Origin of the sequence: Streptomyces cinnamoneus (assembly GCF_002939475.1) — a bacterium.
Taxonomy (GTDB): Bacteria; Actinomycetota; Actinomycetes; order Streptomycetales; family Streptomycetaceae; genus Streptomyces; species Streptomyces cinnamoneus_A.
Map to the genome: position 1 here is coordinate 2377560 of NZ_PKFQ01000001.1, position 24392 is coordinate 2401951.

Annotated in this window: 17 protein-coding genes; 9 read left to right on the forward strand and 8 right to left on the reverse strand. The window is 72.0% G+C overall.

Annotation, left to right across the window (positions count from 1 at the left end; genetic code table 11):
• Positions 1-7: 7 nt before the first annotated feature.
• From CYQ11_RS10100 to CYQ11_RS10110, 3 genes are all read right to left on the reverse strand, one after another.
• Positions 8-1147 (reverse strand): PP2C family protein-serine/threonine phosphatase, encoded by a 1140-nt coding sequence (locus tag CYQ11_RS10100; protein ID WP_099200521.1) that lies wholly within the window; start codon positions 1145-1147, stop codon positions 8-10.
• Positions 1148-1503: 356 nt separating this feature from the next.
• Complete coding sequence (locus CYQ11_RS10105) at positions 1504-2313, reverse strand: Fpg/Nei family DNA glycosylase (protein WP_099200520.1); 810 nt, start codon at positions 2311-2313, stop codon at positions 1504-1506.
• 114 nt (positions 2314-2427) lie between these two features.
• On the reverse strand, positions 2428-2916 hold the full coding sequence (locus CYQ11_RS10110; RefSeq protein WP_099200519.1) for a ribose-5-phosphate isomerase: 489 nt from the start codon (positions 2914-2916) through the stop codon (positions 2428-2430).
• 166 nt (positions 2917-3082) lie between these two features.
• Here CYQ11_RS10110 and CYQ11_RS10115 point away from each other — a divergent pair, with 166 nt between their 5' ends.
• A complete protein-coding gene (locus CYQ11_RS10115) occupies positions 3083-4531 on the forward strand; it encodes an amino acid permease (RefSeq protein WP_181143627.1) in 1449 nt (482 codons plus the stop codon).
• Between the two features lie 49 nt (positions 4532-4580).
• On the opposite strand, the gene CYQ11_RS10120 is transcribed toward CYQ11_RS10115, so the two are convergent.
• Positions 4581-6161: a protein kinase domain-containing protein gene (locus CYQ11_RS10120; RefSeq protein WP_099200517.1), complete on the reverse strand. Its 1581-nt coding sequence runs from the start codon at positions 6159-6161 to the stop codon at positions 4581-4583.
• 128 nt (positions 6162-6289) lie between these two features.
• Here CYQ11_RS10120 and CYQ11_RS10125 point away from each other — a divergent pair, with 128 nt between their 5' ends.
• Complete coding sequence (locus tag CYQ11_RS10125; protein WP_146104664.1) at positions 6290-7267, forward strand: hypothetical protein; 978 nt, start codon at positions 6290-6292, stop codon at positions 7265-7267.
• A 61-nt stretch (positions 7268-7328) separates the two neighbouring features.
• Here the strand turns inward: CYQ11_RS10125 and CYQ11_RS10130 are convergent, their stop codons facing one another.
• Positions 7329-7931, reverse strand: a complete 603-nt coding sequence (locus CYQ11_RS10130) for a biotin transporter BioY (protein ID WP_099200515.1) — start codon at positions 7929-7931, stop codon at positions 7329-7331.
• A 278-nt stretch (positions 7932-8209) separates the two neighbouring features.
• Here CYQ11_RS10130 and CYQ11_RS10135 point away from each other — a divergent pair, with 278 nt between their 5' ends.
• From CYQ11_RS10135 to CYQ11_RS10145, 3 genes are all read left to right on the forward strand, one after another.
• Positions 8210-9616, forward strand: coding sequence for an amino acid permease (locus CYQ11_RS10135; RefSeq protein ID WP_099200514.1), 1407 nt, complete (start codon positions 8210-8212; stop codon positions 9614-9616).
• 281 nt (positions 9617-9897) lie between these two features.
• Entirely contained in the window at positions 9898-11217 is a 1320-nt protein-coding gene (locus CYQ11_RS10140; RefSeq protein ID WP_240003537.1) for an amino acid permease, read from the forward strand.
• Between the two features lie 166 nt (positions 11218-11383).
• Positions 11384-12025 carry a superoxide dismutase gene (locus tag CYQ11_RS10145; protein ID WP_099200512.1) on the forward strand — a complete coding sequence of 214 codons (642 nt, stop codon included), beginning with the start codon at positions 11384-11386 and terminating at the stop codon, positions 12023-12025.
• A gap of 147 nt (positions 12026-12172) precedes the next feature.
• Here CYQ11_RS10145 and CYQ11_RS10150 read toward each other — a convergent pair whose 3' ends face one another.
• The gene (locus CYQ11_RS10150) at positions 12173-12799 is read right to left on the reverse strand and encodes a hypothetical protein (RefSeq protein WP_099200511.1); all 627 of its coding nucleotides are present in this window, start codon (positions 12797-12799) and stop codon (positions 12173-12175) included.
• Between the two features lie 112 nt (positions 12800-12911).
• Positions 12912-13547, reverse strand: coding sequence for a mycothiol-dependent nitroreductase Rv2466c family protein (locus tag CYQ11_RS10155; RefSeq protein WP_398779632.1), 636 nt, complete (start codon positions 13545-13547; stop codon positions 12912-12914).
• Positions 13548-13679: 132 nt separating this feature from the next.
• Between CYQ11_RS10155 and pepN the strand changes: the two genes are divergently transcribed.
• Positions 13680-16277, forward strand: a complete 2598-nt coding sequence (pepN, locus tag CYQ11_RS10160; protein ID WP_099200509.1) for an aminopeptidase N — start codon at positions 13680-13682, stop codon at positions 16275-16277.
• A 164-nt stretch (positions 16278-16441) separates the two neighbouring features.
• Positions 16442-17491, forward strand: a complete 1050-nt coding sequence (locus CYQ11_RS10165; protein ID WP_099197314.1) for a hypothetical protein — start codon at positions 16442-16444, stop codon at positions 17489-17491.
• A gap of 7 nt (positions 17492-17498) precedes the next feature.
• Here CYQ11_RS10165 and CYQ11_RS10170 read toward each other — a convergent pair whose 3' ends face one another.
• On the reverse strand, positions 17499-19220 hold the full coding sequence (locus CYQ11_RS10170) for a TIGR03767 family metallophosphoesterase (protein WP_099200508.1): 1722 nt from the start codon (positions 19218-19220) through the stop codon (positions 17499-17501).
• A 492-nt stretch (positions 19221-19712) separates the two neighbouring features.
• Here CYQ11_RS10170 and CYQ11_RS10175 point away from each other — a divergent pair, with 492 nt between their 5' ends.
• Together CYQ11_RS10175 and CYQ11_RS10180 are read left to right on the forward strand one after the other, a co-directional pair.
• Positions 19713-23042: a S8 family serine peptidase gene (locus CYQ11_RS10175; protein WP_099200507.1), complete on the forward strand. Its 3330-nt coding sequence runs from the start codon at positions 19713-19715 to the stop codon at positions 23040-23042.
• Positions 23043-23214: 172 nt separating this feature from the next.
• Positions 23215-24243 carry an aspartate-semialdehyde dehydrogenase gene (locus CYQ11_RS10180; RefSeq protein ID WP_099200506.1) on the forward strand — a complete coding sequence of 343 codons (1029 nt, stop codon included), beginning with the start codon at positions 23215-23217 and terminating at the stop codon, positions 24241-24243.
• Positions 24244-24392 lie beyond the last annotated feature (149 nt).

Consider the following 24392-nt stretch of genomic DNA (forward strand, 5'->3'; position numbering starts at 1 on the left):
TGCCCCGTCAGTCGCGGCAGATGAGCAGCAGCGCGCGGTCGTCGTTGACGTCCTTGGCGACCGCTTCGATCAGGTGCCAGGCCGCCCCGTGGAAGCCGGAGGTGACGTAGCGGTCGGCCTCGCCGGTGAGGCGGTCCATGCCCTCGGTCAGCTCCCGTTCGGACGTCTCCACCAGGCCGTCCGTGAAGAGCATGAGGACGTCGCCGGGGCGCAGGGTGCCCTTGACGGAGTCGAACTGGGCGCCGTCGTAGACCCCGAGGAGGGGTCCCTCACCGGCCTTCTCCTCCCAGCGGCCCGTACCGGCGGTGAGGTGGAGGCCGGGCACGTGGCCGGCGGAGAGGAGTTCGTAGTCGCCGGTGTCGAGGTCGAGCACGAGGTGGACGGAGGTCGCGAAGCCCTCGTCCCAGTCCTGGCGCAGGAGGTACCCGTTGGCGGCGGGGAGGAAGTCGTGGGGCGGGAGGGAACCGAGGAGGCCGCCGAAGGCGCCGGAGAGCAGGAGGGCGCGGGAGGCCGCGTCCATGCCCTTGCCGGAGACGTCGGTGAGGACGACCTCCAGGGTGCGGCCGCCGTTGGTGCGGGCGGCCACGACGAAGTCGCCGGAGAAGGACTGGCCGCCGGCCGGGCGCAGGGCCATCTCCCGGTGCCAGCCGTGGGGCAGCTTGGGCAGCTTGCTCTGGACGCGGATGCGTTCGCGCAGGTCGAAGAGCATGGTCCCGCCGCGCCGCCAGGGCACCCCGACACGGCTGCGGAACTGCGCGATGAGCAGTCCGAGGAAGCCGACGGCCGCGACGACGAGGATGGTGCCGGGCGAGACCCGGCCGGCGCCGGAGGCGGACGGGTCGTCCAGGACCGCGGACTCGAGGATGAGGGCGGCGGCAGCGGCCGCGTACAGCCCGAGGAGACTGGCGGGGCGCAGCAGCAGCCCTCCGGCGACGATGGGCAGGACGAGGGCGGCCGGCGCGCACCATTCCGGCTGTACGACGGTGCCCCACGCGAGGGCGGGCACGGACAGCAACAGCGCGGTGAGGGCGACGGAGTCGGAGCCGTCGCCGCGGAAGTAGTCGACACCGGCTTTGCGCACGCTCGTGCGGGCCCGGTGCAGTGCTTTGCGCATCCGGGCCGTCGGAGTCTCCGCACCGCCAGTCATTGCATCGGGACCTTATCCACCCATTCGGCGGTGCGTCGATTCACGCCGCGCCGACACGGTCGCCTCGGGGGCACCCGGCCGGCACCCGGAGAGCAACCATATGCGAGCTTCGTTCTCTTGAACGGGAATGCGCCGCTCAGTACGGGATTCGGCGACGAAGATCCGCGTACTGCTCACGGCCGGCCGGCTCCGGTGATAAAGGAATCCGCGGCCGGTTTTCGACGCCCGTGAACCGGCCGACTCAGCAACCTCATACGCAACACATGGCGCGTATCCGCGCTTGCCGGAGCCCGTGGACGCGGACGACGGTCGCGCGGTGTTCCGCGCACGCCGGGGCGCCGCCCGCCGCCGCCGTCTCAGGCCCGTTGGCACTCCGGGCACCAGAAGAGGTTGCGGGCGGCCAGGCCCGCGGTGCGGATCGCGTCGCCGCAGACGTGGCAGGGCATGCCGGCGCGGCGGTAGACGTACACCTCGCCGCCGTGGTCGTCCACGCGCGGCGGCCGGCCCATGGCCTCGGGGGTGTGCTCGGGCCGCACGGTGTCGATGCGGTTGTTGCGCACGCCCTCGCGCATGAGCTCCACGAGATCCGCCCAGATCGCGTCCCACTCGGCCCGCGTCAGGTCACGGCCCGCGCGGTAGGGGTCGACGCCGTGCCGGAAGAGGACCTCGGCCCGGTAGACGTTGCCGACGCCGGCGACGACCTTCTGGTCCATGAGCAGGGCGGCCACGCTGCTGCGACTGCGGGAGACGCGGGCGTAGGCGGCCTCGCCGTCGTGCTCCGGGCGCAGCGGGTCGGGGCCGAGGCGGTCGTGCACCGCCTGCTTCTCGGCGTCGGTGATCAGGGCGCACGCCGTCGGGCCGCGCAGGTCCGCGTGGGCGTCCGGGCTCGCGAGGCGCAGGCGCACCGTCTCGGTGGGGGGCGGGGCCTGGCCGCCGCCGAGGGTGTACTTGCCGAAGAGGCCGAGGTGGACGTGGACCCAGCCGGTGCCGGCGAAGCCGAGGAAGAGGTGCTTGCCGTGCGCCTCGGCGGTCTCGAAGACCCGGCCGTCTATCAGCGCGGCGCCGTCGGCGAACTTGCCCTGGGGGCTGCTCGCGCGGACGGGGCGGCCCGCGAACAGGTCGCGGTGGTCCGCGGCCAGGCGGTGGATCGTATGCCCTTCGGGCATGGTGCGTCGTCCTCCCGGACGGTCTCGTCGTCGGCCCCGGAGCCGCCGCGCCCGCCGGGGCGCGGGGCCTTTGGCCCCGGCGCCCGGCGGGCGGGTGGTCGACGAGGCTCCGCCTCAGTCCTGCTGCGGGTGGTGGGCCGGGATCTCCGGGAGCTCACCGGTGCGCTCGTAGCGGCTGAGCATCTCGATGCGGCGCGTGTGACGCTCGTCACCCGAGTACGGCGTGGCCAGGAAGATCTCGACGAACTTCGTCGCCTCGTCCTCCGTGTGCATGCGGGCGCCGACGCTCATCACGTTGGCGTCGTTGTGCTCGCGGCCGAGCGCGGCCGTCTGCTCGCTCCAGGCCAGGGCGGCCCGTACGCCCTCGACCTTGTTCGCGGCGATCTGCTCGCCGTTGCCCGAGCCGCCGATCACGATGCCGAGGCTGCCTTCGTCCGCGGCGGTCCTCTCGGCCGCGCGGAGGCAGAACGGCGGGTAGTCGTCCTGGGCGTCGTAGATGTGCGGACCACAGTCGACGGGGTCGTGGCCCTGGGCCTTCAGCCACTCGACGAGGTGGTTCTTCAGTTCATAGCCGGCATGGTCGGAGCCGAGGTACACGCGCATGCGTCCGAGTGTGGCACGTCCCGCGGCGGCGATCGGCCACCGGCCCTTGGTGACTCTCTGTGAATACAACGAAATGGATTCGGGTCTTCCGAAAGGCGCCTTTAAAAAGTTCTAATGCGGGGGCTCGTAACCCGAGCATCGAAGGATCAACCAGAAGGACGTGCACATGAGCGCGACACCGCCGACTATGACGCCGAAGGCGACCGGCGACCCCGGCCAGGCCCCCGCGTCCGGCGGGGACGGCCTCAAGGCCGGCCTCAAGAACCGCCATCTGTCCATGATCGCCATTGGCGGCGTCATCGGCGCGGGCCTCTTCGTGGGTTCCGCCTCCGGCATCGCCGCCGCGGGTCCCGGCATCCTGATCTCGTACGCCCTCGTCGGCGCGATGGTCGTCTTCGTGATGCGGATGCTCGGCGAGATGGCCGCCGCCAACCCCACCTCCGGATCCTTCTCGGCCTACGCCGACCGTGCGCTGGGCCGCTGGGCCGGTTTCACGATCGGCTGGCTCTACTGGTTCTTCTGGGTCGTCGTGCTGGCGGTCGAGGCGACGGCGGGTGCCAAGATCCTCGAGGGCTGGATGCCGGCCGTGCCGCAGTGGGGCTGGGCGCTGATCGTCATGATCGTGCTCACCATCACCAACCTGGCCTCGGTCAGCTCCTACGGTGAGTTCGAGTTCTGGTTCGCGGGCATCAAGGTCGTCGCGATCTCCGCGTTCGTCATCATCGGCCTGCTCGCCGTCTTCGGCGTGCTCCCCGGCTCCGACAACCCGGGTCACGGCTTCGACCTGCTCACCTCGCACGGCGGCTTCCTGCCGAACGGTCCCGGCGCCATCCTCACCGGTGTGCTGATGGTCGTCTTCTCCTTCATGGGCAGCGAGATCGTCACCCTGGCCGCCGGCGAGTCCGAGGACCCGCAGCGTGCGGTCTCCCAGGCCACCAACAGCGTCATCTGGCGCATCGGCGTCTTCTACCTCGGCTCGATCCTCGTCGTGGTCTCCCTCCTCCCGTGGGACAGCAAGGAGATCGCCGACAAGGGCAGCTACGTCGCGGCGCTCGACTCGATCGGCATCCCGCACGCCGGCCAGATCATGAACGTGATCGTGCTGACCGCCGTCCTGTCCTGCCTGAACTCGGGCCTCTACACCGCCTCCCGCATGGCCTTCTCCCTCGGCCAGCGCGGTGACGCGCCGAAGGCGTTCGCCGTCACCAACAAGAGCGGCGTCCCGGCGGCGGCGATCATCGGCTCGGTGGTCTTCGGCTTCATCTCGGTGTTCTTCAACTACATGTGGCCCGACACGGTGTTCAAGTTCCTGCTGAACGCCTCCGGCGCCATCGCCCTCTTCGTCTGGCTGGCCATCTGCTTCACCCAGCTGAAGATGCGCGGCATCATCCTGCGCGAGGCCCCGGAGAAGCTCCGGGTGCGCATGTGGCTCTTCCCGTACCTGACCTGGGCGACCATCGGCATGATCCTCTTCGTGCTCGGCTACATGGTCGTGGACGGCGGGGACAACCGCGAGCAGGTCCTGCTCTCCACCCTGGTGGGCGTGGTCGTCCTCGGCATCGGCGTGGTCCTGGACCGCCGCCGCCGCGGCGCCGCGGCCTCGGTCGAGAAGTAGTCCGCCGCCCCGGCCGGGGCAGCACCCCCGAAGGAGTCGTCCCGCACCGTCAGCCGGTGCGGAACGACTCCTTCACGCTTTCGTAGACGCGCAGGGCGGTGGTCTCCGCCGGGTCGGCGTACCAGACGCTCACCTGGAACGTCCGCCCTCCGCTCTCGAAGCCCAGCTGGCGGCCGTGCCGCGGCTGGCCGCCCTGGAGGAAGGCGTACTCCCAGATCACCGCCGGGTCTCCGGCGTACGTCGTGCGCTCCAGCCGGATCTTGCGGTACCCCGGGGTGCCGTGGAAGCCCTCCTCGAACCGCTGCCAGTGCGTCAGCAGGTCCTCGGTCGTCCGGCCCTGCTTGGCGGAGAGCTCGACGGCGCCGTCCTTCGACGTGTAGGTCACGTCGCTGGGGCTCTGCTGGGTGCGGTTCCAGCCGGCGGGCGGCACCCAGCTGAAGCCGTCCTCCGCGCGGCGCGCCGCTGTGGCGGCCGTCGCCGTGTCCTGCGGGGACGAGGGGGACGCCGGGGACGACGCCCGGGTGCTGGACGCCGTGCTGACCGACGGGCCCCGCGTCCCGGGGTCCGGCGTCTGCCCTCCCCCGCCCTGCGAGCCCCGGCCGGCGAGCACGACCGCGGCCACCACCACGCACAGGGCGGCCACCGCCCCGCAGGTGACCAGCACGGCCCTCCTGCGCCCGGGCGGCGCCGGGGCGGTCCCCGGCCGCTCGTCCTGCACCGGGGCCCCGGGCGGCGGCCGGTGCGGCTGGACGGGCGGCGGCGCGGGGGCGGGCGGCGGCGCGGGGGGCGGCTGCTCGGACAGGGCGGTCGGAGGGTGCGGGAGCGGCTCCAGCAGGGCCGCGAGGGCCTCCTCGGCGGCGTCCAGGGTGGGCCGCTGGCCGGGCTCCTTGAGCAGCAGCCCGGCCAGCAGGTCGCGCAGCGGTCCCGCCTCCGCCGGGATCACAGGCTGCTCGTACAGGACGGCGTGCAGGGTCGCCATCGTCGTGGCGCGGCTGAAGGGCGACTGGCCGGCGACCGCCGCGCACAAGGTCGCCCCGAGGGACCACAGGTCGGACGGCGGGCCCTGCCGGCGGCCCTCGACGCGCTCGGGCGCCATGTAGTCCGGCGAGCCGACCAGGGTGCCCGCCATCGTCAGCGCCGCGGCGTCCTGCATGGCCGCGATGCCGAAGTCGGTGAGGACGATCCGGCCGCCCGCCGTCAGCAGGACGTTGCCCGGCTTGATGTCCCGGTGCAGCACCCCGACCGCGTGCACGGCGCGCAACGCGCCGACCAGGCCCAGGCCGATGCGCGCGGCCTCGCGCGGGCCGACCGGGCCGGCGTGCGTCAGCACCTGGTCCAGGGACCGCCCGTCGATCAGCTCCATCACGATCCACAGCCGGTCGCCCTCCTCGGCGACGTCGTAGACGCGGACGACGTTGGGGTGGTCGATGCGGGCGGTGGCCCGCGCCTCGCGCCGGCTGCGCTCGCGCTGGACGGCGCTCTCCTCGCCCACGAGGCCGTCGACCCGTATCTCCTTCGCCGCCACCCGCCGGCCGAGGATCTCGTCGGTCGCGCACCACACCCGCCCCATTCCCCCGCGCCCGATCAATTCCAGCAGCCGGTAACGGCCCACCACGAGTCGCCCCTGCATCTCACCACTCGAATTCCCCACCAGGCCCGCCCCCATTGCGGAATAGGACTTCCGCACCCTTCGGTACTGGAATCTTGTGGTACCTATTCAAATACTTCTGCATGGAGTGGAGATAGGGGGGAGCGAAAATGTTCCGGAGGAATCGGCGAACGCGCCTCTGGGCGCCGGCGGCCGCCGCGGCGGTGCTGGTGCTGCCGTCCGGTGCCCTGGCCGCGGAGCCCACGCCCGGGAGCAGCCAGGGAGGGAGCCCGGGGCCCAGTGCGCCGGCCGGCTACAAGGTCAGCACCGAACTGCCGGGAAAAATAGCGGTGAACAAAAAGTCGGGGAACACCAGTCTGACGGCCACGGTGCACAACAACGAGGCGAAGGAGACCGGAGCGGTCCGGCTGAAGGTCGTGGGGTTCCAGGGAATGCGCATCACGGGCGTGGAGGGGTGTACCGCCATCCCGTCCGAACAACTCCCGGCGGGTTCGAACAGCGGATACGTGTGCGCCATCGACAAACTCGGGGCGGGGCAGAGCCGTACGTACCGCGTCTCGGCGCACTTCGATCTGGGAAACACGGGGCAGATCTGTCTGCCGGTCACGCTGGCCGACGGCAAGACGCTGCTGTGGCAGCAGGGTCCCGTGCATTTCGGGACCACGGACACCAGCTCGGACGCGCCTGACACGCCGTTGCTGCTGGGGACCAAGAACGTGCCGTCCGGCTCGGCCACGCCGAGCGACAGCGCTTCCCCGAGTGCGAGCACGTCCCCGGGCGCGAGCGCGTCCCCGAGCGGCACGCCGTCCGGCAGCGGCACGTCCTCCGCGAGCGCCGGGACGACTCCCGGCGCGAGTTCCAGCGCGAGTCCCGGCGGGCCGGGCAGCGGCCCGGCGCGGACGGCGCCGCCGAGCCGGAGCCCCGGCGGCAAGGACGGCCCGGCGGCCGGCTCCCCCGGCCGGGACCGGGACGACGACTTTGACGACCGGGACGACGAGGACGGGGACGAGCTGGCCCACACGGGCGGCTCCGCCACGTTCCTGGCGGCGGTGGGGGCCGTCGCGCTGCTGCTGATCGGCGGCGGCGCGGGCCTGTGGGCGGCGGCCCGCAGGCAGGGCCGCCACTGAGGTGCCGCACGGTCCTCGCCCCGCCGGTCTCACCGGCGGGGCGAGGACCGCCGCGTTCCCGCTAGCCGCGCCGGCCCAGCAGCTTCCACGCCGCCGGCAGCGCGCCCATCGCCAGCGCGGCCTTGAGGGCGTCCCCGATCAGGAAGGGCGTCAGGCCCACGGCGACCGCCTCGGACAGCGGCATGTGGGTGGCCAGCGCCAGGTAGGGCACGCCGACCGCGTAGATGACGGCCGACCCCAGCGCCATGGTGCCCGCCGTGCGCAGCACGGAGCGGTCGGCGCCGCGACGGGCCAGCGCGCCCACGACGGTCGCGGCCAGCAGCATGCCGAGCACGTAGCCGAAGGACGGGAAGGCGGCGCCGGAGCGGGCCTCGGCGAACCACGGCATCCCCGCCATGCCGGCCACGGCGTACAGCGCGAGGGAGAGGAAGCCGCGACGGGCGCCCAGCGCGGTGCCGACGAGCAGGGCGGCGAAGGTCTGGCCGCTGACCGGGACCGGGGAGCCAGGGACCGGCACGGCTATCTGGGCGGTGACGCCGGTCAGCGCGGCGCCGCCGAGGATCAGGGCCGCGTCGCGCACGCGGGCCCGGCCGGCGGAGGAGGCGGGGAGCAGGTCGGCGAGGACCGTACCGGTCCGGGTGACTGGGGCAACGGCGGTGGCCATCGGTACTCCGCGAGGTGAAAGACGTATAAGGACAGCCCGACGTTAGCCGAGCGTCACCTGATGGGCACCGGGCGGCAGTGACAAAGGCGAGCGGCCGGGCTTGGCGGGTTCCGAGCGCGTGTGCACCGTTAGGAACACTTGGCGGTGGAAACGTGATGCTCGTCACGAGAGGACCCGTGCGGCTTGGCCAGATCAGCCCGGCCGGGGGACTCTGGTCCTCACCCGTTTGCACCTTTGCGCTCTTGCGCCTGTCGCACAGATCCGAGAGAACGAGCCCCATGCACGACGCACAGTCCGCCGCCGAGCCCCTTGCCGGCGGCGAGAAGGAACCGCTGGCCGCGGGGCTCAAACAGCGCCACCTCACGATGCTGGGCCTCGGCGGGGTGATCGGGGCCGGGCTGTTCGTCGGCTCGGGTGCCGGCATCGCCGTGGCCGGGCCCGGGATCATCGTGTCGTACCTGATCGCGGGCGCGCTCGCGATGCTGGTCATGCGGATGCTCGGGGAGCTCTCTGCGGCGATGCCCGCCTCGGGCGCGTTCTCGGTGCACGCCGAGCGGGCGCTGGGGCGGTGGGCCGGCTTCACGGTGGGCTGGCTGTACTGGTTCCTGCTGGTGGTCGTGCTCGCCGTGGAGGCGACCGGTGCCGCCCAGATCGCGAACGGCTGGCTGCCGTCCGTGCCGCAGTGGGCCTGGGTGCTGGTGTTCATGGTGGTGTTCACGTCCGCGAACCTGGCGGCGGTGAAGAACTTCGGTGAGTTCGAGTTCTGGTTCGCCGCCCTCAAGGTGGGCGCGATCGTGCTCTTCCTCGGCCTCAGCCTGCTGGCGATCTTCGGCCTGCTGCCGGACACCGAAGCGGTGGGGATGACCAACCTCACCGGGCAGGGCGGCTTCCTGCCGAACGGCTGGAGCGGGGTGATCTCCGGCGTCCTCGCGGTGGTCTTCGCCTTCGGCGGGCTGGAGGTCGTCACCATCGCCGCCGCCGAGTCCGACGACCCGGCGCGCGCCGTGGGCCGGGCCGTGCGCAGCGCGGTGTGGCGCATCCTCTTCTTCTACGTGGGCTCGATGCTCGTCATCGTCACCCTTCTCCCCTGGTCGTCGATGCAGGCCGGCAAGAGCCCGTACGTGGCCGTGCTGGACCACGTCGGGGTGCCGGGTGCCGGGCAGATCATGAACATCGTGGTCTTCGTGGCGCTGCTGTCCGCCCTGAACGCCAACCTCTACGGCTCCTCCCGCATGGTCTTCTCCCTGGCCGAGCGCGGTGAGGCGCCGCGGGGGCTGCTGAAGGTCTCGGGCGGCGGGGTACCGCGCAGGGCGGTGCTGGCGTCGGTGGCGTTCGGCTTCGCCTCGGTGATCCTCAACCTCGAGTGGCCGGATTCGATTTTCCGCTATCTGCTCAACGCGGTGGGCGCGGTCCTGCTCTTCGTCTGGGGTCTGATCGCCGCGTCACAGCTGAGGCTGCGGCGGCGGATCGAGCGGGAGATGCCCGAGCGGCTGACGCTGCGCATGTGGTGCTTCCCCTATCTGACCTGGGCCGCGCTGGCCGGCATGGGCGGGGTGCTCGTGCTGATGCTGACCGACCGCGACGCCCGTCCGCAGTTGCTGTGGTCCGCCGCGGCGACCGGCGCCGTCCTTCTCGTGGCGGTGCTCCGGGAGTTCCGGGACCGGCGCACCCGGCAGACACCCTGATATCGAACCGATATCGAATCCGCTGAACGAACTCCGCATGTGGCGATATGTCAGGCACGGACGGTCGCATGGCCGTCCGAATATCGGACTCCTCTGTCAAAAGTGTTGTCCTGAGTGAACCTGGCCCCCACACTGAGGCAACTTTTCCGCACTCATCCAACGGGGCGCACACGAAAATGACTGGTATACCCTCCCCGCCGGTGTCCGGGCCCCCCGAGGCCAAGCCGTCGATCGCCGAGGGGCCCTCGCTCTCGCACGGCCTCAAGCAGCGCCATCTTTCGATGATCGCCCTCGGTGGCGTCATCGGCGCCGGCCTCTTCGTCGGCTCGGGCGCGGGCATCGCCGCCGCCGGCCCGTCGATCGTGCTGGCCTATGCGGCATCCGGGCTTCTGGTGATGCTCGTGATGCGCATGCTCGGCGAGATGTCCGCCGCCAATCCGGCTTCGGGCAGCTTCTCGGTGCACGCGGAGCGCGCCATCGGCCCCTGGGCGGGATTCGCCGTCGGGTGGGTGTTCTGGACCCTGTTGTGCGTGGCCGTCGCCGCCGAGGCCATCGGCGCGGCATCCATCATGACCAGCTGGTTCCCGGGCACCGATTCCTGGATGTGGGTCGCGCTGTTCATGATCATGTTCACCGTGGCGAATCTGGCCGCGGTGCGGAATTTCGGTGAGTTCGAATTCTGGTTCGCCGCCCTCAAGGTGGCCGCGATCGGGATCTTCCTCATTCTCGGCATCCTCGCCATCGCCGGCGTCCTGCCGGGCACCGACGCCCCGGGCGGCGACAACCTCACGGGTGAGGGCGGCCTCTTCCCCACGGGGGTCAACGGCCTCGTCGTCGGACTGCTCGCCTCCGTCTTCGCCTACGGCGGCCTGGAGACGGTGACCATCGCGGCCGCCGAGTCGGAGAACCCCCGCAAGAGCGTCGCCACCGCCGTGCGCACCTCGATGTGGCGGATCGGCCTCTTCTACGTCGGCTCCATGCTGGTCGTCGTCACCCTGATCCCCTGGAACGACAAGGCGGTGGTCGAGAAGGGCCCGTACGTCGCCGTCCTGAACCACCTGGACATCCCCGGGGCCGGCCAGATCATGAAGGTGATCGTGCTGGCGGCGCTGCTCTCCGCGGTGAACGCCAACATCTACGGCTCCTCCCGCATGGCGTACTCGCTCGTGGCCCGCGGCAAGGGCCCGAAGTTCCTCGGCAAGGTCAGCGGCGGCGTGCCGCGCGTCGCGGTCGTCGCCTCCGCAGCCTTCGGCTTCGTCGCGGTGCTGCTGAGCTACTGGTGGCCGGAGACCATCTTCAAATGGCTGCTCAACATGGTCGGCGCGGCCGTGCTGGTCGTGTGGGGCTTCATCGCGGTGGCCCAGCTGATGATGCGCAAGCGGATCCCCGAGGACAAGCTCATCGTGCGGATGTGGCTCTTCCCGTACCTGACCTGGCTGGCCCTGGCCGGCATCGTCGGGGTCCTGGCGCTGATGCTGCGCGAGGAGGACACCCGGATCCAGCTGTACTTCACCGGCGGCCTCACCCTCGTCCTCGCGGCGGCCGGATACGTGCGCCAGCGTCTGAACGCCGCCAAGGACGCGCCGGCCGTCACCGGCTGACGCGCCCCCACCACCCGTTCCCCCGAGGCGGGGTAGGTCCTGATCTCCAGGACCTACCCCGCCTCCGTCTTTGGACCGAGTCCCACCCCCATGACCGCGTTTCAGATGCTCTTGCTGATAGCGTCTACCTGCAACTTAATTGCAGTAAGCAGTCGGAGGGCTCGGCATGGCCATCTACACACTTCCTGAACTTCCGTACGACTACTCGGCGCTGGCCCCTGTCATCAGCCCCGAGATCATCGAGCTCCACCACGACAAGCACCACGCGGCGTACGTCAAGGGTGCGAACGACACCCTGGAGCAGCTGGCCGAGGCACGCGACAAGGACCAGTGGGGCGCCGTCAACGGCCTGGAGAAGAACCTCGCCTTCCACCTCTCCGGGCACATCCTGCACAGCATCTACTGGCAGAACATGAGCGGCGAGGGCGGCGGCGAGCCCCTGGAGCAGGACGGCGTCGGCGAGCTGGCGAACGCCATCGCCGAGTCGTTCGGCTCGTTCGCGAAGTTCAAGGCCCAGCTGTCCAAGGCCTCCGCCACCACCCAGGGCTCGGGCTGGGGCGTCCTCGCCTACGAGCCGGTCAGCGGCCGCCTCATCGTCGAGCAGGTCTACGACCACCAGGGCAACGTCGGCCAGGGCTCGGTGCCGGTCCTGGTCTTCGACGCCTGGGAGCACGCCTTCTACCTCCAGTACAAGAACCAGAAGGTGGACTTCATCGAGGCCATGTGGAAGGTCGTCAACTGGCAGGACGTGGCCGCCCGCTACGCCGCCGCCAAGGCGAAGGGCAACAGCATCCTGCTGGCCCCCTGACCCCGGCCGGGGCACGGACCGCCTGCTCGTGATCGTCTTCTCACCCTTCACGGAGCGGGCAGGAGACAGGCCCCCCGCGCGGTCACATCGCGCGGGGGCCTGTCTCCATTGCACCACTTCTCGGGGCGCCGGCCGCCGGGGGCGTGCTCAGGCGTGCCCGAACGCCTCGCCCGTCACCAGGAACTCCCTGGCCAGGCCCGTCTCGTGCAGCCGGGCGAACGGGGCGAACGGCACGCCCAGCTCGGACTTGCCCCGGTCGAAGTTCCACGCCTTCTGCACGGCGAAGCGGTAGTCCACGGCGGTGTGGCCGGCGGCGTCCACCCGGACCGTGCCCGTCAGCCGGAACTCGGCGCACCGCAGGGCCAGCCACCAGTCGGTGCTCACCTCGCGGGTGAGCAGCACGTCGCGCCAGCCGCTGTCGGCGGGGTAGGCGGCGGGGCCGCCCGGCCCGGCGCGCCAGCGGGCGAGCGCCTCGGCGCGCCACCGCGCCAGCTGGCCGTCGGCCGCCGCCCGTACGGCCGGCAGGGTCAGCAGCGCCTCGGCGTCCACCCGGTAGGGGGTGCCGCTGCGGCGCAGGTAGTGCCGCAGCGCGCCCGCCGCGCGGCGCAGGCCCAGCAGGGCCCACAGGGCGCCCAGCACGTGGCACAGGGCCAGGGTCAGCAGGTCGTAGGCGCGGACGGGGAGCTCCCCGTAGGCGGCGTTGGCGCAGGGCGCCTCCGCCTCGGGCCAGCCGCCGTCGCGGCCCAGCGGCCGGGTGAGGTCGGTCTGATCCATACCGGGACATTAATGGAGCGGCCGCGGGGCCGCGCGTCGGCCGCGCCCGCCGGGGCGCACCCCCGCGTCCCGCGCGTCGCCGCCCGGCCCCGCCACCCTCTCCCGCCGCCGGTCAGTCGAAGACCGGACCCACGGTGCGCGTCCGCTTGATCTCGAAGAAGCCCGGCGTGCCCGCGACCAGGAGCGTGCCGTCCCAGAGCCTGGCCGCGGCCTCGCCCCGGGGGGCGGGGGTGACGACGGGGCCGAAGAAGGCGACCTCCTGGCCCTCGGGGCCCGGCACGGCGATGATCGGGGTGCCGACGTCCTGGCCGACCTTGTCGATGCCCTCCTTGTGGGACAGGCGCAGGTCCTCGTCGAAGGCGTCCGAGTCGTAGGCCTCGATGAGGCGGGCCGGCAGGCCGGCCTCCTCCAGGGCCGCCGCGATCGTCCCGCGGTCACGGGGCAGCGCCTCGTTGTGGAAGCGGGTGCCTATCGCCGTGTACAGCCGGCCGAGCACCTCGTCGCCGAACTCCGCGGCCGCCGCGACGCACACCCGCACCGGCCCCCAGGCGTCGGTGCGCAGGTACGCGCGGTACTCCTCGGGCACCTGGTCGAGCTTGTCCTCGTTCAGCACGGCCAGGCTCATCACGCGCCAGCGCACGTCGACGGGCCGTACCTTCTCCACCTCGGTCATCCAGCGCGAGGTCATCCAGGCCCAGGGGCAGGCGGGGTCGAACCAGAAGTCGGCGGTCACTCTCTCCGCGGTCACGCGATCTCCTCTGCGGGGTTTGAACATCTCTGAACGTCTCTGAAAGAGCTGGACGGTCAGTGATTCAACAACCACCCCCCGTGCCATGATTCCTGGTGTTCGATATACGTGACGAAGACGAGGAGCCACGTCGTGCCCGGTGAGAACCTGACCCGCGAGGAGGCCCGGCTTCGGGCCCGCCTGCTGACCGTGGACGCCTACGACGTGGCGCTCGACCTGCGGTCCGCGGTGGGCGAGAGCGCCGAGCCGCGGACGTTCCGCTCCGTGACCACGATCCGCTTCCGCTGCGCCGAGCCCGGCGCCGGGAGCTTCGCGGACCTCGTCGCCCCCTCGGTCACCCGCCTCACGCTCAACGGGCACGAGCTGGACCCCAAGGCCGTCTTCGACGGCTCGCGGATCGCGCTCGCGGACCTGGCCGCCGAGAACGAGCTGGTCGTCGACGCGCAGTGCGCCTACAGCCGGACCGGCGAGGGCCTGCACCGCTTCGTCGACCCGGAGGACGGCGAGGTCTACCTCTACACGCAGTACGAGCCGGCGGACGCCCGCCGCGTCTTCGCGAACTTCGAGCAGCCGGACCTCAAGGCCCCCTTCGCCTTCTCGGTGACCGCCCCCGCCGGCTGGACGGTGCTGAGCAACGGCGCGCAGGAGGGGGAGCCCGAGGCCGTCGACGGCACCGCCGCCACCTGGCGGTTCGCGAAGACGCTGCCGATCTCCACGTACATCACGGCCGTCGTCGCCGGCCCGTACCACGTCGTGCGCGACCACTACAGCCGCACCCTGCCCGACGGCACGGTCCTCGACGTCCCGCTGGGCGCGCTGTGCCGCAAGGGCCTGGCCCGCCACTTCGACGCCGACGACGTCTTCACCGTCACCAAGCAGGGCCTGGACTTCTTCCACGACAACTTCGACTACCCGTACCCGTTCGGCAAGTACGACCAGGCGTTCGTGCCCGAGTACAACATCGGCGCCATGGAGAACCCGGGCTGCGTGACCTTCCGCGAGGAGTTCGTCTTCCGCGGCAAGGTGACGCAGGCGTCGTACGAGCGCCGGGCCAACGTCATCCTGCACGAGATGGCGCACATGTGGTTCGGCGACCTGGTGACCATGGAGTGGTGGGACGACCTGTGGCTCAAGGAGTCCTTCGCGGACTTCATGGGCGCCTTCTCGCTGACCGAGGCGACCCGCTTCACCAACGGCTGGGTGACCTTCGCCAACAACCGCAAGGCCTGGGCCTACCGGGCCGACCAGCTGCCCTCGACCCACCCCGTGACGGCCGACATCCACGACCTGGAGGACGCCAAGCTCAACTTCGACGGGATCACCTACGCCAAGGGCGCCGCGGTCCTCAAGCAGCTCGTCGCCCACGCCGGCCGGGACGCCTTCCTCGAAGGCGCACGGCGGTACTTCAAGCGCCACGCCTACGGCAACACGCGCCTGACCGACCTGCTGGAGGTGCTGGAGGAGACCTCCGGCCGGGACATGGCGGCCTGGTCGCGGTCCTGGCTCCAGACGGCGGGCGTCAACTCCCTCACCCCGCAGGCCACCTACGACGCGGCCGGCCGGATCACCGAGCTGGCCGTCCTCCAGGAGGCCGCCCCCTCGCACCCCGAACTGCGCCCGCACCGGGTGGCCGTGGGCCTCTACCGCAGGCCGGAGGCGGGCGGCGCCCTGGAGCGCTACGCCCGGGCCGAGGTCGACGTCGCCGGGCCCCGCACGGTGGTCACCGAGCTGGCCGGCGCCGAGCGCCCCGAGCTGATCCTGGTCAACGACGAGGACCTCACCTACTGCAAGGTCCGCTTCGACGAGGGCTCGCTGGCCACCCTGCGCGAGCACCTGGGCGACCTCACCGACCCGCTCGCCCGCGCCCTGTGCTGGTCCGCCCTGTGGAACCTCACGCGCGACAGCCTGCTGCCCGCCCGTGACTACCTGGACCTGGTGCGGCGCTTCGCGGGCGCCGAGACCGACATCGGTGTGCTCCAGATGGTCCAGGCCCAGGCCTCCACCGCCCTCACGCACTACGTCACGCCCGCGTGGCGCGAGGAGGGCGGCGCCGCCCTGGCCGAAAGCGCGCTGCGCGAGCTGCGGACCGCCGAGCCCGGCAGCGGCCACCAGCTGGCGTGGACGCGGTTCTTCGCCCGGCAGGCCGCCTCGGACGCGGACCTCCAGCTGCTGCGCGGGCTGCTGGACGGCACCGCGAAGATCGACGGCCTGGACGTCGACCAGGAGCTGCGCTGGACGTTCCTCGGCACGCTCGCCGCCCGCGGCGCGGTGGAGGAGCCCGAGCTGACGGCCGAGCTGGCGCGGGACAACACCGCCTCCGGCAAGCGGCACCAGGTGCGCTGCCTGGCCGCCCGGCCCTCGGCCGAGGTCAAGGCCGAGGCGTGGGCCGCGGTCGTGGACTCGGACGCCCTCTCCAACGCCCTCGCCGAGGCCACCATCGCGGGCTTCGACCAGCCGGGACAGCGGGAGCTGCTGGCGCCCTTCGCCCCGCGCTACTTCGAGGCGGTCGAGCGCGTCTGGCGGGAGCGGTCCATCGAGATCGCCATGGCGGTCGTGCGCGGGCTGTTCCCCTCCCTCCAGGACGACCCGCGGACGCTGGAGGCGACCGACGCCTGGCTGGCCGGACACCCGGACGCCGCCCCGGCGCTGCGGCGCCTGGTGCTGGAGGCGCGGGACGACCTGGCCCGGGCGCTGCGCGCCCAGGAGTGCGACGCGAAGGCCGCCGTCTGAACCGGACGGACGTCGCACGCCGCAACGCCTGTGCGAGCCAACCACCGGTGCGGGCGCGGCATTTGACGCCGTTCCGGCGTTTCACCGGTACGGCGCCGTCGTGATTCCCCGACGGGCGCGTAACAGCGGTTAGAGGGCGGGCGGGGAGCGGGAATGGCCGGGGCATGAACCCGAACACCCCCCTCTCCCCCCGCCCCCTGCACCACCTGTCCGACGTCCGTCACCGCATCCTGACCAGCCGTCAGCTGCGGGAGCACGGCGTCCCCGCCGCCACCGTCGCCGAACGCTGCCGTCCCGGCGGCCCCTGGCAACAGCTGCTGCCCGGCGTCTTCCTGCTCCACACCGGGCCCGCCACCAGCGAGGAGCGACTGCACGCGGCCCTGATGTACACCCTGCCGCGCGCCCGGGTGCCCGCCCAGCCGGGGCCGACTTCCGCCGCGCCCCGGGACGCGGGCGCGGACTCCTACGGCCAGGCCATGATCACCGGGCCGGCCGCCCTGGCCCTGCACCGCTTCACCTCGGTGCCCTCGCTGCTGTCCCTGGACCACATCGACGTCCTGCTGCCGCGCACCCGCCGGCTGCGCCCCACCGGGTTCGTCCGGCTGGTGCGGGCGCACACCCTGCCGCGCACGGAGCTGCTGACGGGGGTGCCGGTCGCCCCGGCGGAGCGGGCGGTGGCCGACACCGTGGCCCGGATGACCGAGTCGGCCGCCGTGCGCCGGCTCCTGGCGGAGGCCGTGCGCGGCGGCCACTGCGAGGCGGGCGCGCTCGTCGGGGAGCTGTCACGGGCCCGGCTGCTGCGCCGGCCGTACGTGGCGGACGCGGTGGACGCGCTGGTCACCGAGGGCCGGGCGATCGCCGAGGGCCGGCTGTACGAGATGGTGCGGGCGCACGCCCTGCCGGCCCCGCTGTGGAACGTCGAGCTGCGCCTGCCCGGCGGCCCCTTCCTGGTGGGCGTGGACGCCTACTGGCCCGACCACGCGGTGGCCCTCGAACTCGACCTGCGCAACCCCCGGCAGGAGGAGGACCCCTGGTCCGAACACCTCCGCGGGCGCGCGCACATGGAACGGCTCGGGATCACGGTCGTGCGCCTCGCGCCGGGGATGCTGCGCGACGCCGCGGCGCTGGAGCAGCAGGCCGCGGTCGTCCGTACGGCGCTGGTGGCGTCGGCCGACCGCGAGCCCGGTGCCTACGTCGTCGTCCTGCCGAGGTGAGCTCGCGTCAGCGCCGGGCGAGGACCAGTTCCGTGTTGCGGTCGGTGGGGTCCCCCGCCAGGGAGGTGTCCGCCCCTGGGGAGTTGAAGGCCAGCTCGCGGTAGAGGGCGGCGAGGCCGGTCTGGGAGAGGTCGTGGAAGTCGGTGCGGTAGGGCGCCGCGGATTCGATGAGGGTGGTGAACAGGGAGATCGTGCCGTCGTGGTTGTCCGTGACCTCGATGATCCGGGCGAGCTGCGGATAGTCCACGTGCGAGGCGGTGGCGATCTCCCAGAAGCTGCCGCGCGGGCGGATGCGGTTGCGGTGGCTGTGGCCGTTGACCCAGGCCAGGACGTTGTTGTGGCGCCCCAGGAGGGCGAGCACCTCGTCGCCGCCGTGCCGCTTCTCGGAGGGGCGGCCCGGGTCGGGCACGGTGTTGCTCATGCTCCAGCTCGGGTGGTGGCTGAAGATGATCGCGTACTGGTCCTTGTGGGCCGCGAGCGTGCGGTCCAGCCAGGTGAACTGCGCCGAGCCCAGCGAACCCTGGTAGTGGCCGCCCGGGTCGGTGGAGTCGAGGCTGACGCCGATGACCCGGTCGGAGATCCGGAAGCTGTAGTAGAGCGTGCCGGAGTCGAGGTTGGCCTTGCTGTAGCCGTGGCCGACGGGGCCGCGGCCGGTGTAGCGCGGGTCGAGGTGCGCGGCCACGTACTGGCGGGGGGTGAGCGGCACCCGGCCCGGGTCGGCGGTGACGGTGCGCATCTCCCTGCGGTGGGCCTTCAGCATGTCCTGTATGCGCTTGCCCTTGGGGTCCGCGCCGGCGGCCTCGCCCTCCATCAGCCACTTGGCCTCGGCGGGCGGGATGTACTGGAGCTTGCGGTTGCCGACGCAGACGTCGGCGATGAAGGAGCCGGCCGCCGGGTAGCAGCCGCCGGAGAGCAGGTCGTGGTTGCCGAAGGTGGAGTACCAGGGGACGTTCAGCCCGGGGCTGGTGACGCGGCGGCGGGCGGCGGCGAGGTAGCCGTCGATCCTGGGGTAGCCGAGCGCCTTGTCCTGGTCCCGCAGGGCGCTCTCGGGGTGCCAGTAGAGCTTCAGGCCGCTGTCCTGGACGCCCTCGTAGTGGTTCGGGTCGCCCGTGTCGGGATTCATCCGGCCGCCGCTGAGGGCGGTGAGGAACCACTCCACCTCGATCTTGGCGTTCTCGTCGCCGTTGTCGCCGGTGGTGATGACGAAGCCGAACGGGGTACCGGTGGCGGGCCCCCGGCGCACCCTGTTGACCCGCTCGACCAGGGACACCACGCCCGGCAGGGTCAGCGCCTCGTGCGGCCGCCAGGCGCCGGGCTCCCCGGAGCGGAAGAACTCGTAGCGCAGGGGGTGCTGTACGTCCGTCAGGTGCAGGTCGGTGAACTGCACGAACGAGGCGAGCGTGGTGCGCCGGTCCTCGCGCCCCCGGCGTGCCTCCGCCAGCTCGGACCGCACCAGCCGCGGCCAGCCCGGGCCGTCGCCCAGGCGCCGGTAGCCGCCCGATCCGCGCGGGGCGGCGACGGACGCGAGGGTGGTGCCGGCGCCGGTGGGCGCGGCGGCCTGTGCCGCCGCGGGGTCGGGGTCCGGGCCGGCCGGGGCCGCGGCGGCCGGGCTGCTGCCCGCGCCCACGGCGAGGTCCAGTCCGGCGGCCGTGGTGACGGCACCCGCGGCGGCCAGGAAGGCGCGGCGGTCGAGGTGCGAGGCTGCGGTTCTGCGGGATCTGCGATGCATGGCGGTCTCCCCAGTGCGAACGCGAAGGCAGGCGGTCTGGCCGGCGGGCGGCGGGCGGCGGGCGGTGTCAGTGAGGATCGTTGGCAGCGCGGGTGGCCTGGGCGTGAACTGGGCCGCAACGGTCGCCGCCGATCACCTCACATCGATCTTGGCTACTGCGAACTGACATACACCACTCGTCCCCTGGAGTGCTGACGCTCACTCAGCGTTCACCCGCGAGGGAACAGCGGGGCCGGTCGCGGGCACGGCGCTCTAGCCCGTTTGTCGTAGAGGTGCTGAGCTGCGGTGACGCCCCTGACCGCTTCACGGTGTCCGTCCTGCTTCATCCCGTGTGGTGCGTGGCGGGTTTACGCCATCCTTACATTCCTGCCCTGACAACTCTCCCCAAACCCCCGTCACTTCCATGAAAGTGATCGGTCATCCGGTTCCGATTTCCGGACGCGTCGTCGTTGCCCTTTTTGTTCACCTCGTTACTTCCAGTCAGGGATGTTGATGACCCCCACAGCCGAATCCGCGAACACGCCGCGCGGCGGCGCGAGACCCGCGGTCCGAATAGCCCTCGCGGCCGGACTCGTGGCCGCGCTCACCGCCGCGGGCGCCGCGCCCGCCTTCGCCGTCGACGACCCGTGGACGGTGGCGCCGCCCACCGGGCCCGTGAAGGCGCCCAACTCGGGCGGCGACAAGCTCGGTTCGCAGGACGCCGAGCTGCTCGCCAAGGCCAAGGCCAAGGGCGACGAGACGGTCACCATGATGATCGCCACCGCGCCCGGCCAGACCGGCCAGGTCGCCGGCAAGCTCGGCGCCATCGACGGCGCGTCGGTGGGCGAGGCCTACGACAAGCTCGGCTACGTGCGGGCCACGGTGCCGACGGCCAAGGCCGACGCCGCCATCGACGAGGCGAAGAAGCTGTCCTCGGTGCACGGCATCGACCTCAAGCAGGAGATCCGGCTCCCGGACCCGACGCCCCGCGCGGACGCCGCGCAGAACGCGCCGGCCCTCGCCAAGGACCGCAAGTACCCGGCCCCCGACAGGCGGACCCCGGCGAAGAACCCCTACCAGCCGGCCTTCGAGACCGGTGCCGTCGGCTTCGTCGAGGACCACCCCGAGGCCGACGGCCGGGGCGTGACCATCGGCGTCCTGGACTCCGGCGTCGACCTCGCGCACCCGGCGCTGCAGAAGACCACCACCGGCGAGCGCAAGATCGTCGACTGGGTCACCGCCACCGACCCGGTCACCGACCAGGACGGCACCTGGCGGCCGATGCTCACCGACGCCTCCGGCCCGAGCTTCTCCTACAACGGCCGCACCTACACCGCGCCCGCCGGCTCGTACCAGGTCAGCCTGTTCCGTGAGAGCGTCACCGCCGGCGGCGACATGAAGGGCGACCTCAACCGGGACGGCGACACCAAGGACTCCTGGGCCGTCCTGTACGACAAGGCCAGGGGAACCGTCCGCGTCGACCTCGACGACGACGGGGACTTCACCGACGACGAGGAGATGAAGCCGTACAAGGACGGCTTCCAGGTCGGCTACTTCGGCAAGGACAACCCCGACACCCCGATCGCCGAGCGCATCCCCTTCGTCGTGCAGATCCGCAAGGACGTCCCGCTGGACCCGCTGGGCGGCGACTGGGTCGGCAAGAAGAGCGACTTCGTCAACATCGGCGTCATCGAGTCCGAGCACGGCACGCACGTCGCGGGCATCACGGCGGCCCACGGGCTCTTCGGCGGCCGGATGAACGGCGCCGCCCCCGGCGCGAAGATCGTCTCCTCCCGGGCCTGCACCTGGACCGGCGGCTGCACCAACGTGGCGCTCACCGAGGGCATGATCGACCTCGTGGTGAACCACGGCGTCGACATCGTCAACATGTCGATCGGCGGCCTGCCGGCGCTCAACGACGGCAACAACGCCCGCTCCGAGCTCTACACCCGCCTCATCGACACCTACGGCGTCCAGCTGGTGATCTCGGCGGGAAACAGCGGCCCCGGCACCAACACCATCGGCGACCCCGGCCTGGCCGACAAGGTCATCAGCGTCGGCGCCTCCGTCTCCCGGGAGACCTGGGCGGCCAACTACGGCTCGCAGGTCAAGACCCCCTACGCGATGATGCCGTTCTCCTCGCGCGGCCCGCGTGAGGACGGCGGCCTCACCCCGACGATCACCGCCCCGGGCGCCTCGGTCAACACCACGCCCACCTGGGAGCCCGGCGCCCCCGTCGCCGAGGCGGGCTACGCGCTGCCGCCCGGCTACGGCATGCTCCAGGGCACCTCGATGGCCTCCCCGCAGGCGGCCGGCGCCTCGGCGCTGCTGATCTCGGCGGCCAAGCAGAAGCACATGAAGCTGAGCCCGGCGGACCTGCGCACGGCGCTCACCAGCACCGCGAAGAAGATCAAGGGCTTCCAGGCGCACGAGCAGGGCGCCGGCTTGATCAACATCGAGGACGCCTGGGACGCGCTGCGCCACGGCGCCACCGCCCACGACTACACCGTCAAGGCCCCGGTCACCACCGCGCTGTCCGGCTCGCTCAAGACCCCCGGCTACGGCACCGGCGTCTACGACCGCGAAGGCGGCCTCAAGGCCGGCGAGAGCCGGACCTACGACGTCACGATCACCCGCACCTCCGGCCCGGACAAGGCCGTGTGGCACGAGCTGAAGTGGCGGCACAACGACGGCACCTTCAAGCTCGCCGGCGACGACGAGGTCAAGCTGCCGCTGAACACGCCCGTGACCGTCAAGGTCAAGGCCAAGGCCAAGAGCGCCGGCATCCACAGCGCCATCCTGACCGTCGACGACGACCGCACCGAGGGCGTCGACAAGCAGATCATGACGACCGTCGTGGTCGCCGAGCCGCTCGCCAAGCCGTCGTACGTCCTCAAGGCCTCCGGCACGGTGCAGCGCAACGCCACGACCTCCTACTTCGTGACGGTCCCCAAGGGCGCGAAGACGCTGGAGGTCGCGATGAGCGGCCTGGCCGCCGGCAGCCAGACCCGTTTCATCGCCATCAACCCCTACGGCGTCCCGGTCGACCCGACGTCCACGCCGAACTGCTACCCGAACTACCCCAACCCGGCCGACACCTGCCGCCCGGACCTGCGCTCCTACGCGAACCCGCTGCCGGGCACCTGGGAGATCGAGGTCGAGTCCCGCCGCACGTCCCCGCTGCTGGACAACCCCTACACCGTGACCGCCACGGCGCTGGGCGTCTCCTTCGAGCCCGCCCTCCAGTCGGTCCCCGAGGCCAAGGTCGGCACCCCGGCGGCCGTCACCTGGCAGGCCACCAACGGCTTCGCCGCGCTGGAGGGCTCCCTCAAGGGCGGCCAGCTCGGCTCCTCGAAGATCGACCGGCCGGTCATCCAGCAGGGGGCGAAGCAGACCAGCAAGGTCACCCTCGGTGAGGGCGTCAGCCGCTTCGCCGCCGTCATCAGCGGTGCGGCCGACCCCAAGGCCGATCTGGACCTCACCGTCTACAAGGACGGCAAGCAGGTCGGCTCCTCCGCCGGCGGCGGCTCGGACGAGGCCGTGAACCTGGTCAAGCCGGAGCCCGGCGAGTACACCGTCGAGGTGACCGGCTACTCGGTGCCGGCGGGCTCGACCGCCTACGACTACCGCGACGTGTACTTCGCCCCCTCGCTGGGCGAGATCAAGACCGACGCGCGGCCCGTCAAGCTCGCCGCCGGCGGGACCGCCCCCCTCACGGCCCAGGTCGTGGTGGCCGGCGCGGCCCCCGAGGGGCGCTCCTTCCTCGGTGACGTCCAGCTGGTCACCGCAGCCGGGACGGTCGCGGGCAGCGGCAGCGTGAAGATCGAGAAGGTCGTGCCGTAACGGCCACGGCCGAAGGAGACGGGGCGGGCGCGCGGTACGGCGCCCGCCCCGTCGCCGTCCGCCCCTCGGACAATGGATTGGACTTTTGGGGCGGGTAGCACCGCATGATGGAACCGTAGAGCCAGGTCAGCCGTCGTAGGACGTACGTGCTGAACGTGAGTAGGGAGCCCTCGTGCGGATCGGAATCGTCGGAGCCACCGGTCAGGTCGGCGGAGTCATGCGCAAGATCCTCGCCGAGCGGAAATTCCCGGTCGACGAGCTGCGCCTGTTCGCCTCGGCCCGCTCCGCCGGCACGACCCTGCCCTGGCAGGGCACGGAGATCACCGTCGAGGACGCCGCCACCGCCGACTACACCGGCCTGGACATCGTGCTCTTCTCCGCCGGCGGCGCCACCTCCAGGGCGCTGGCCGAGAAGGTCGCCGGCCAGGGCGCCGTCGTGATCGACAACTCCTCCGCCTGGCGGCGCGACCCCGAGGTGCCGCTGGTCGTCTCCGAGGTCAACCCGCACGCCGTCGCGAACCGCCCCAAGGGCATCATCGCCAACCCGAACTGCACCACGATGGCCGCGATGCCGGTCCTCCGTCCGCTGCACGCCGAGGCGGGGCTGACCGCGCTGATCGCCACCACCTACCAGGCCGTCTCCGGCTCCGGCCTCGCCGGCGTGGCCGAGCTGGAGGGCCAGGTCTGCGAGATCGGCGGCCGCGCGGCCGAGCTGACCCACGACGGCGAGGCCGTGCCGTTCCCCGCGCCGGGCGTCTACAAGCGCCCCATCGCCTTCAACGTGCTCCCGCTGGCCGGCGCGATCGTCGACGACGGCAGCCACGAGACGGACGAGGAGCAGAAGCTCCGCAACGAGTCCCGCAAGATCCTGGAGATCCCGGACCTGAAGGTCTCCGGCACCTGCGTCCGCGTCCCGGTCTTCTCCGGCCACTCGCTCCAGGTCAACGCCCGCTTCGAGCGCCCGATCAGCGTCGAGCGCGCGTACGAGCTGCTCCAGGACGCCCCGGGCGTCGAGCTGTCCGAGATCCCCACCCCCCTCCAGGCGGCGGGCAAGGACGTGTCCTACGTGGGCCGCATCCGCGAGGACGAGACGGTCGACCACGGCCTGGCCCTCTTCCTCTCCGGCGACAACCTCCGCAAGGGCGCGGCGCTCAACGCCGTCCAGATCGCCGAGCTGGTCGCGGCGGAGCTGCGCGGCTGACGCACCCCGCAACCGCGCGGAGGGCCGGGCACCCCGTCAGGGGGTGCCCGGCCCTCTCGCGTGTCCAGCCCCCTCCGCCGTCAGCGTACGCACCGGTACATACGGCGACGGGCGTGGAAGGATGGCCGAAACCGCGAGGAAACCGCGAT

Excerpts from the sequence above, each read along its gene's own strand:
- CYQ11_RS10100 (WP_099200521.1), bottom strand. The coding sequence starts at position 1,147 with ATGACTGGCGGTGCGGAGACTCCGACGGCCCGGATGCGCAAAGCACTG.
- CYQ11_RS10105 (WP_099200520.1), bottom strand. The coding sequence starts at position 2,313 with ATGCCCGAAGGGCATACGATCCACCGCCTGGCCGCGGACCACCGCGAC.
- CYQ11_RS10110 (WP_099200519.1), bottom strand. The coding sequence starts at position 2,916 with ATGCGCGTGTACCTCGGCTCCGACCATGCCGGCTATGAACTGAAGAAC.
- CYQ11_RS10115 (WP_181143627.1), top strand. The coding sequence starts at position 3,083 with ATGAGCGCGACACCGCCGACTATGACGCCGAAGGCGACCGGCGACCCC.
- CYQ11_RS10120 (WP_099200517.1), bottom strand. The coding sequence starts at position 6,161 with ATGCAGGGGCGACTCGTGGTGGGCCGTTACCGGCTGCTGGAATTGATC.
- CYQ11_RS10125 (WP_146104664.1), top strand. The coding sequence starts at position 6,290 with ATGTTCCGGAGGAATCGGCGAACGCGCCTCTGGGCGCCGGCGGCCGCC.
- CYQ11_RS10130 (WP_099200515.1), bottom strand. The coding sequence starts at position 7,931 with ATGGCCACCGCCGTTGCCCCAGTCACCCGGACCGGTACGGTCCTCGCC.
- CYQ11_RS10135 (WP_099200514.1), top strand. The coding sequence starts at position 8,210 with ATGCACGACGCACAGTCCGCCGCCGAGCCCCTTGCCGGCGGCGAGAAG.
- CYQ11_RS10140 (WP_240003537.1), top strand. The coding sequence starts at position 9,898 with ATGATCGCCCTCGGTGGCGTCATCGGCGCCGGCCTCTTCGTCGGCTCG.
- CYQ11_RS10145 (WP_099200512.1), top strand. The coding sequence starts at position 11,384 with ATGGCCATCTACACACTTCCTGAACTTCCGTACGACTACTCGGCGCTG.
- CYQ11_RS10150 (WP_099200511.1), bottom strand. The coding sequence starts at position 12,799 with ATGGATCAGACCGACCTCACCCGGCCGCTGGGCCGCGACGGCGGCTGG.
- CYQ11_RS10165 (WP_099197314.1), top strand. The coding sequence starts at position 16,442 with ATGAACCCGAACACCCCCCTCTCCCCCCGCCCCCTGCACCACCTGTCC.
- CYQ11_RS10170 (WP_099200508.1), bottom strand. The coding sequence starts at position 19,220 with ATGCATCGCAGATCCCGCAGAACCGCAGCCTCGCACCTCGACCGCCGC.
- CYQ11_RS10175 (WP_099200507.1), top strand. The coding sequence starts at position 19,713 with ATGACCCCCACAGCCGAATCCGCGAACACGCCGCGCGGCGGCGCGAGA.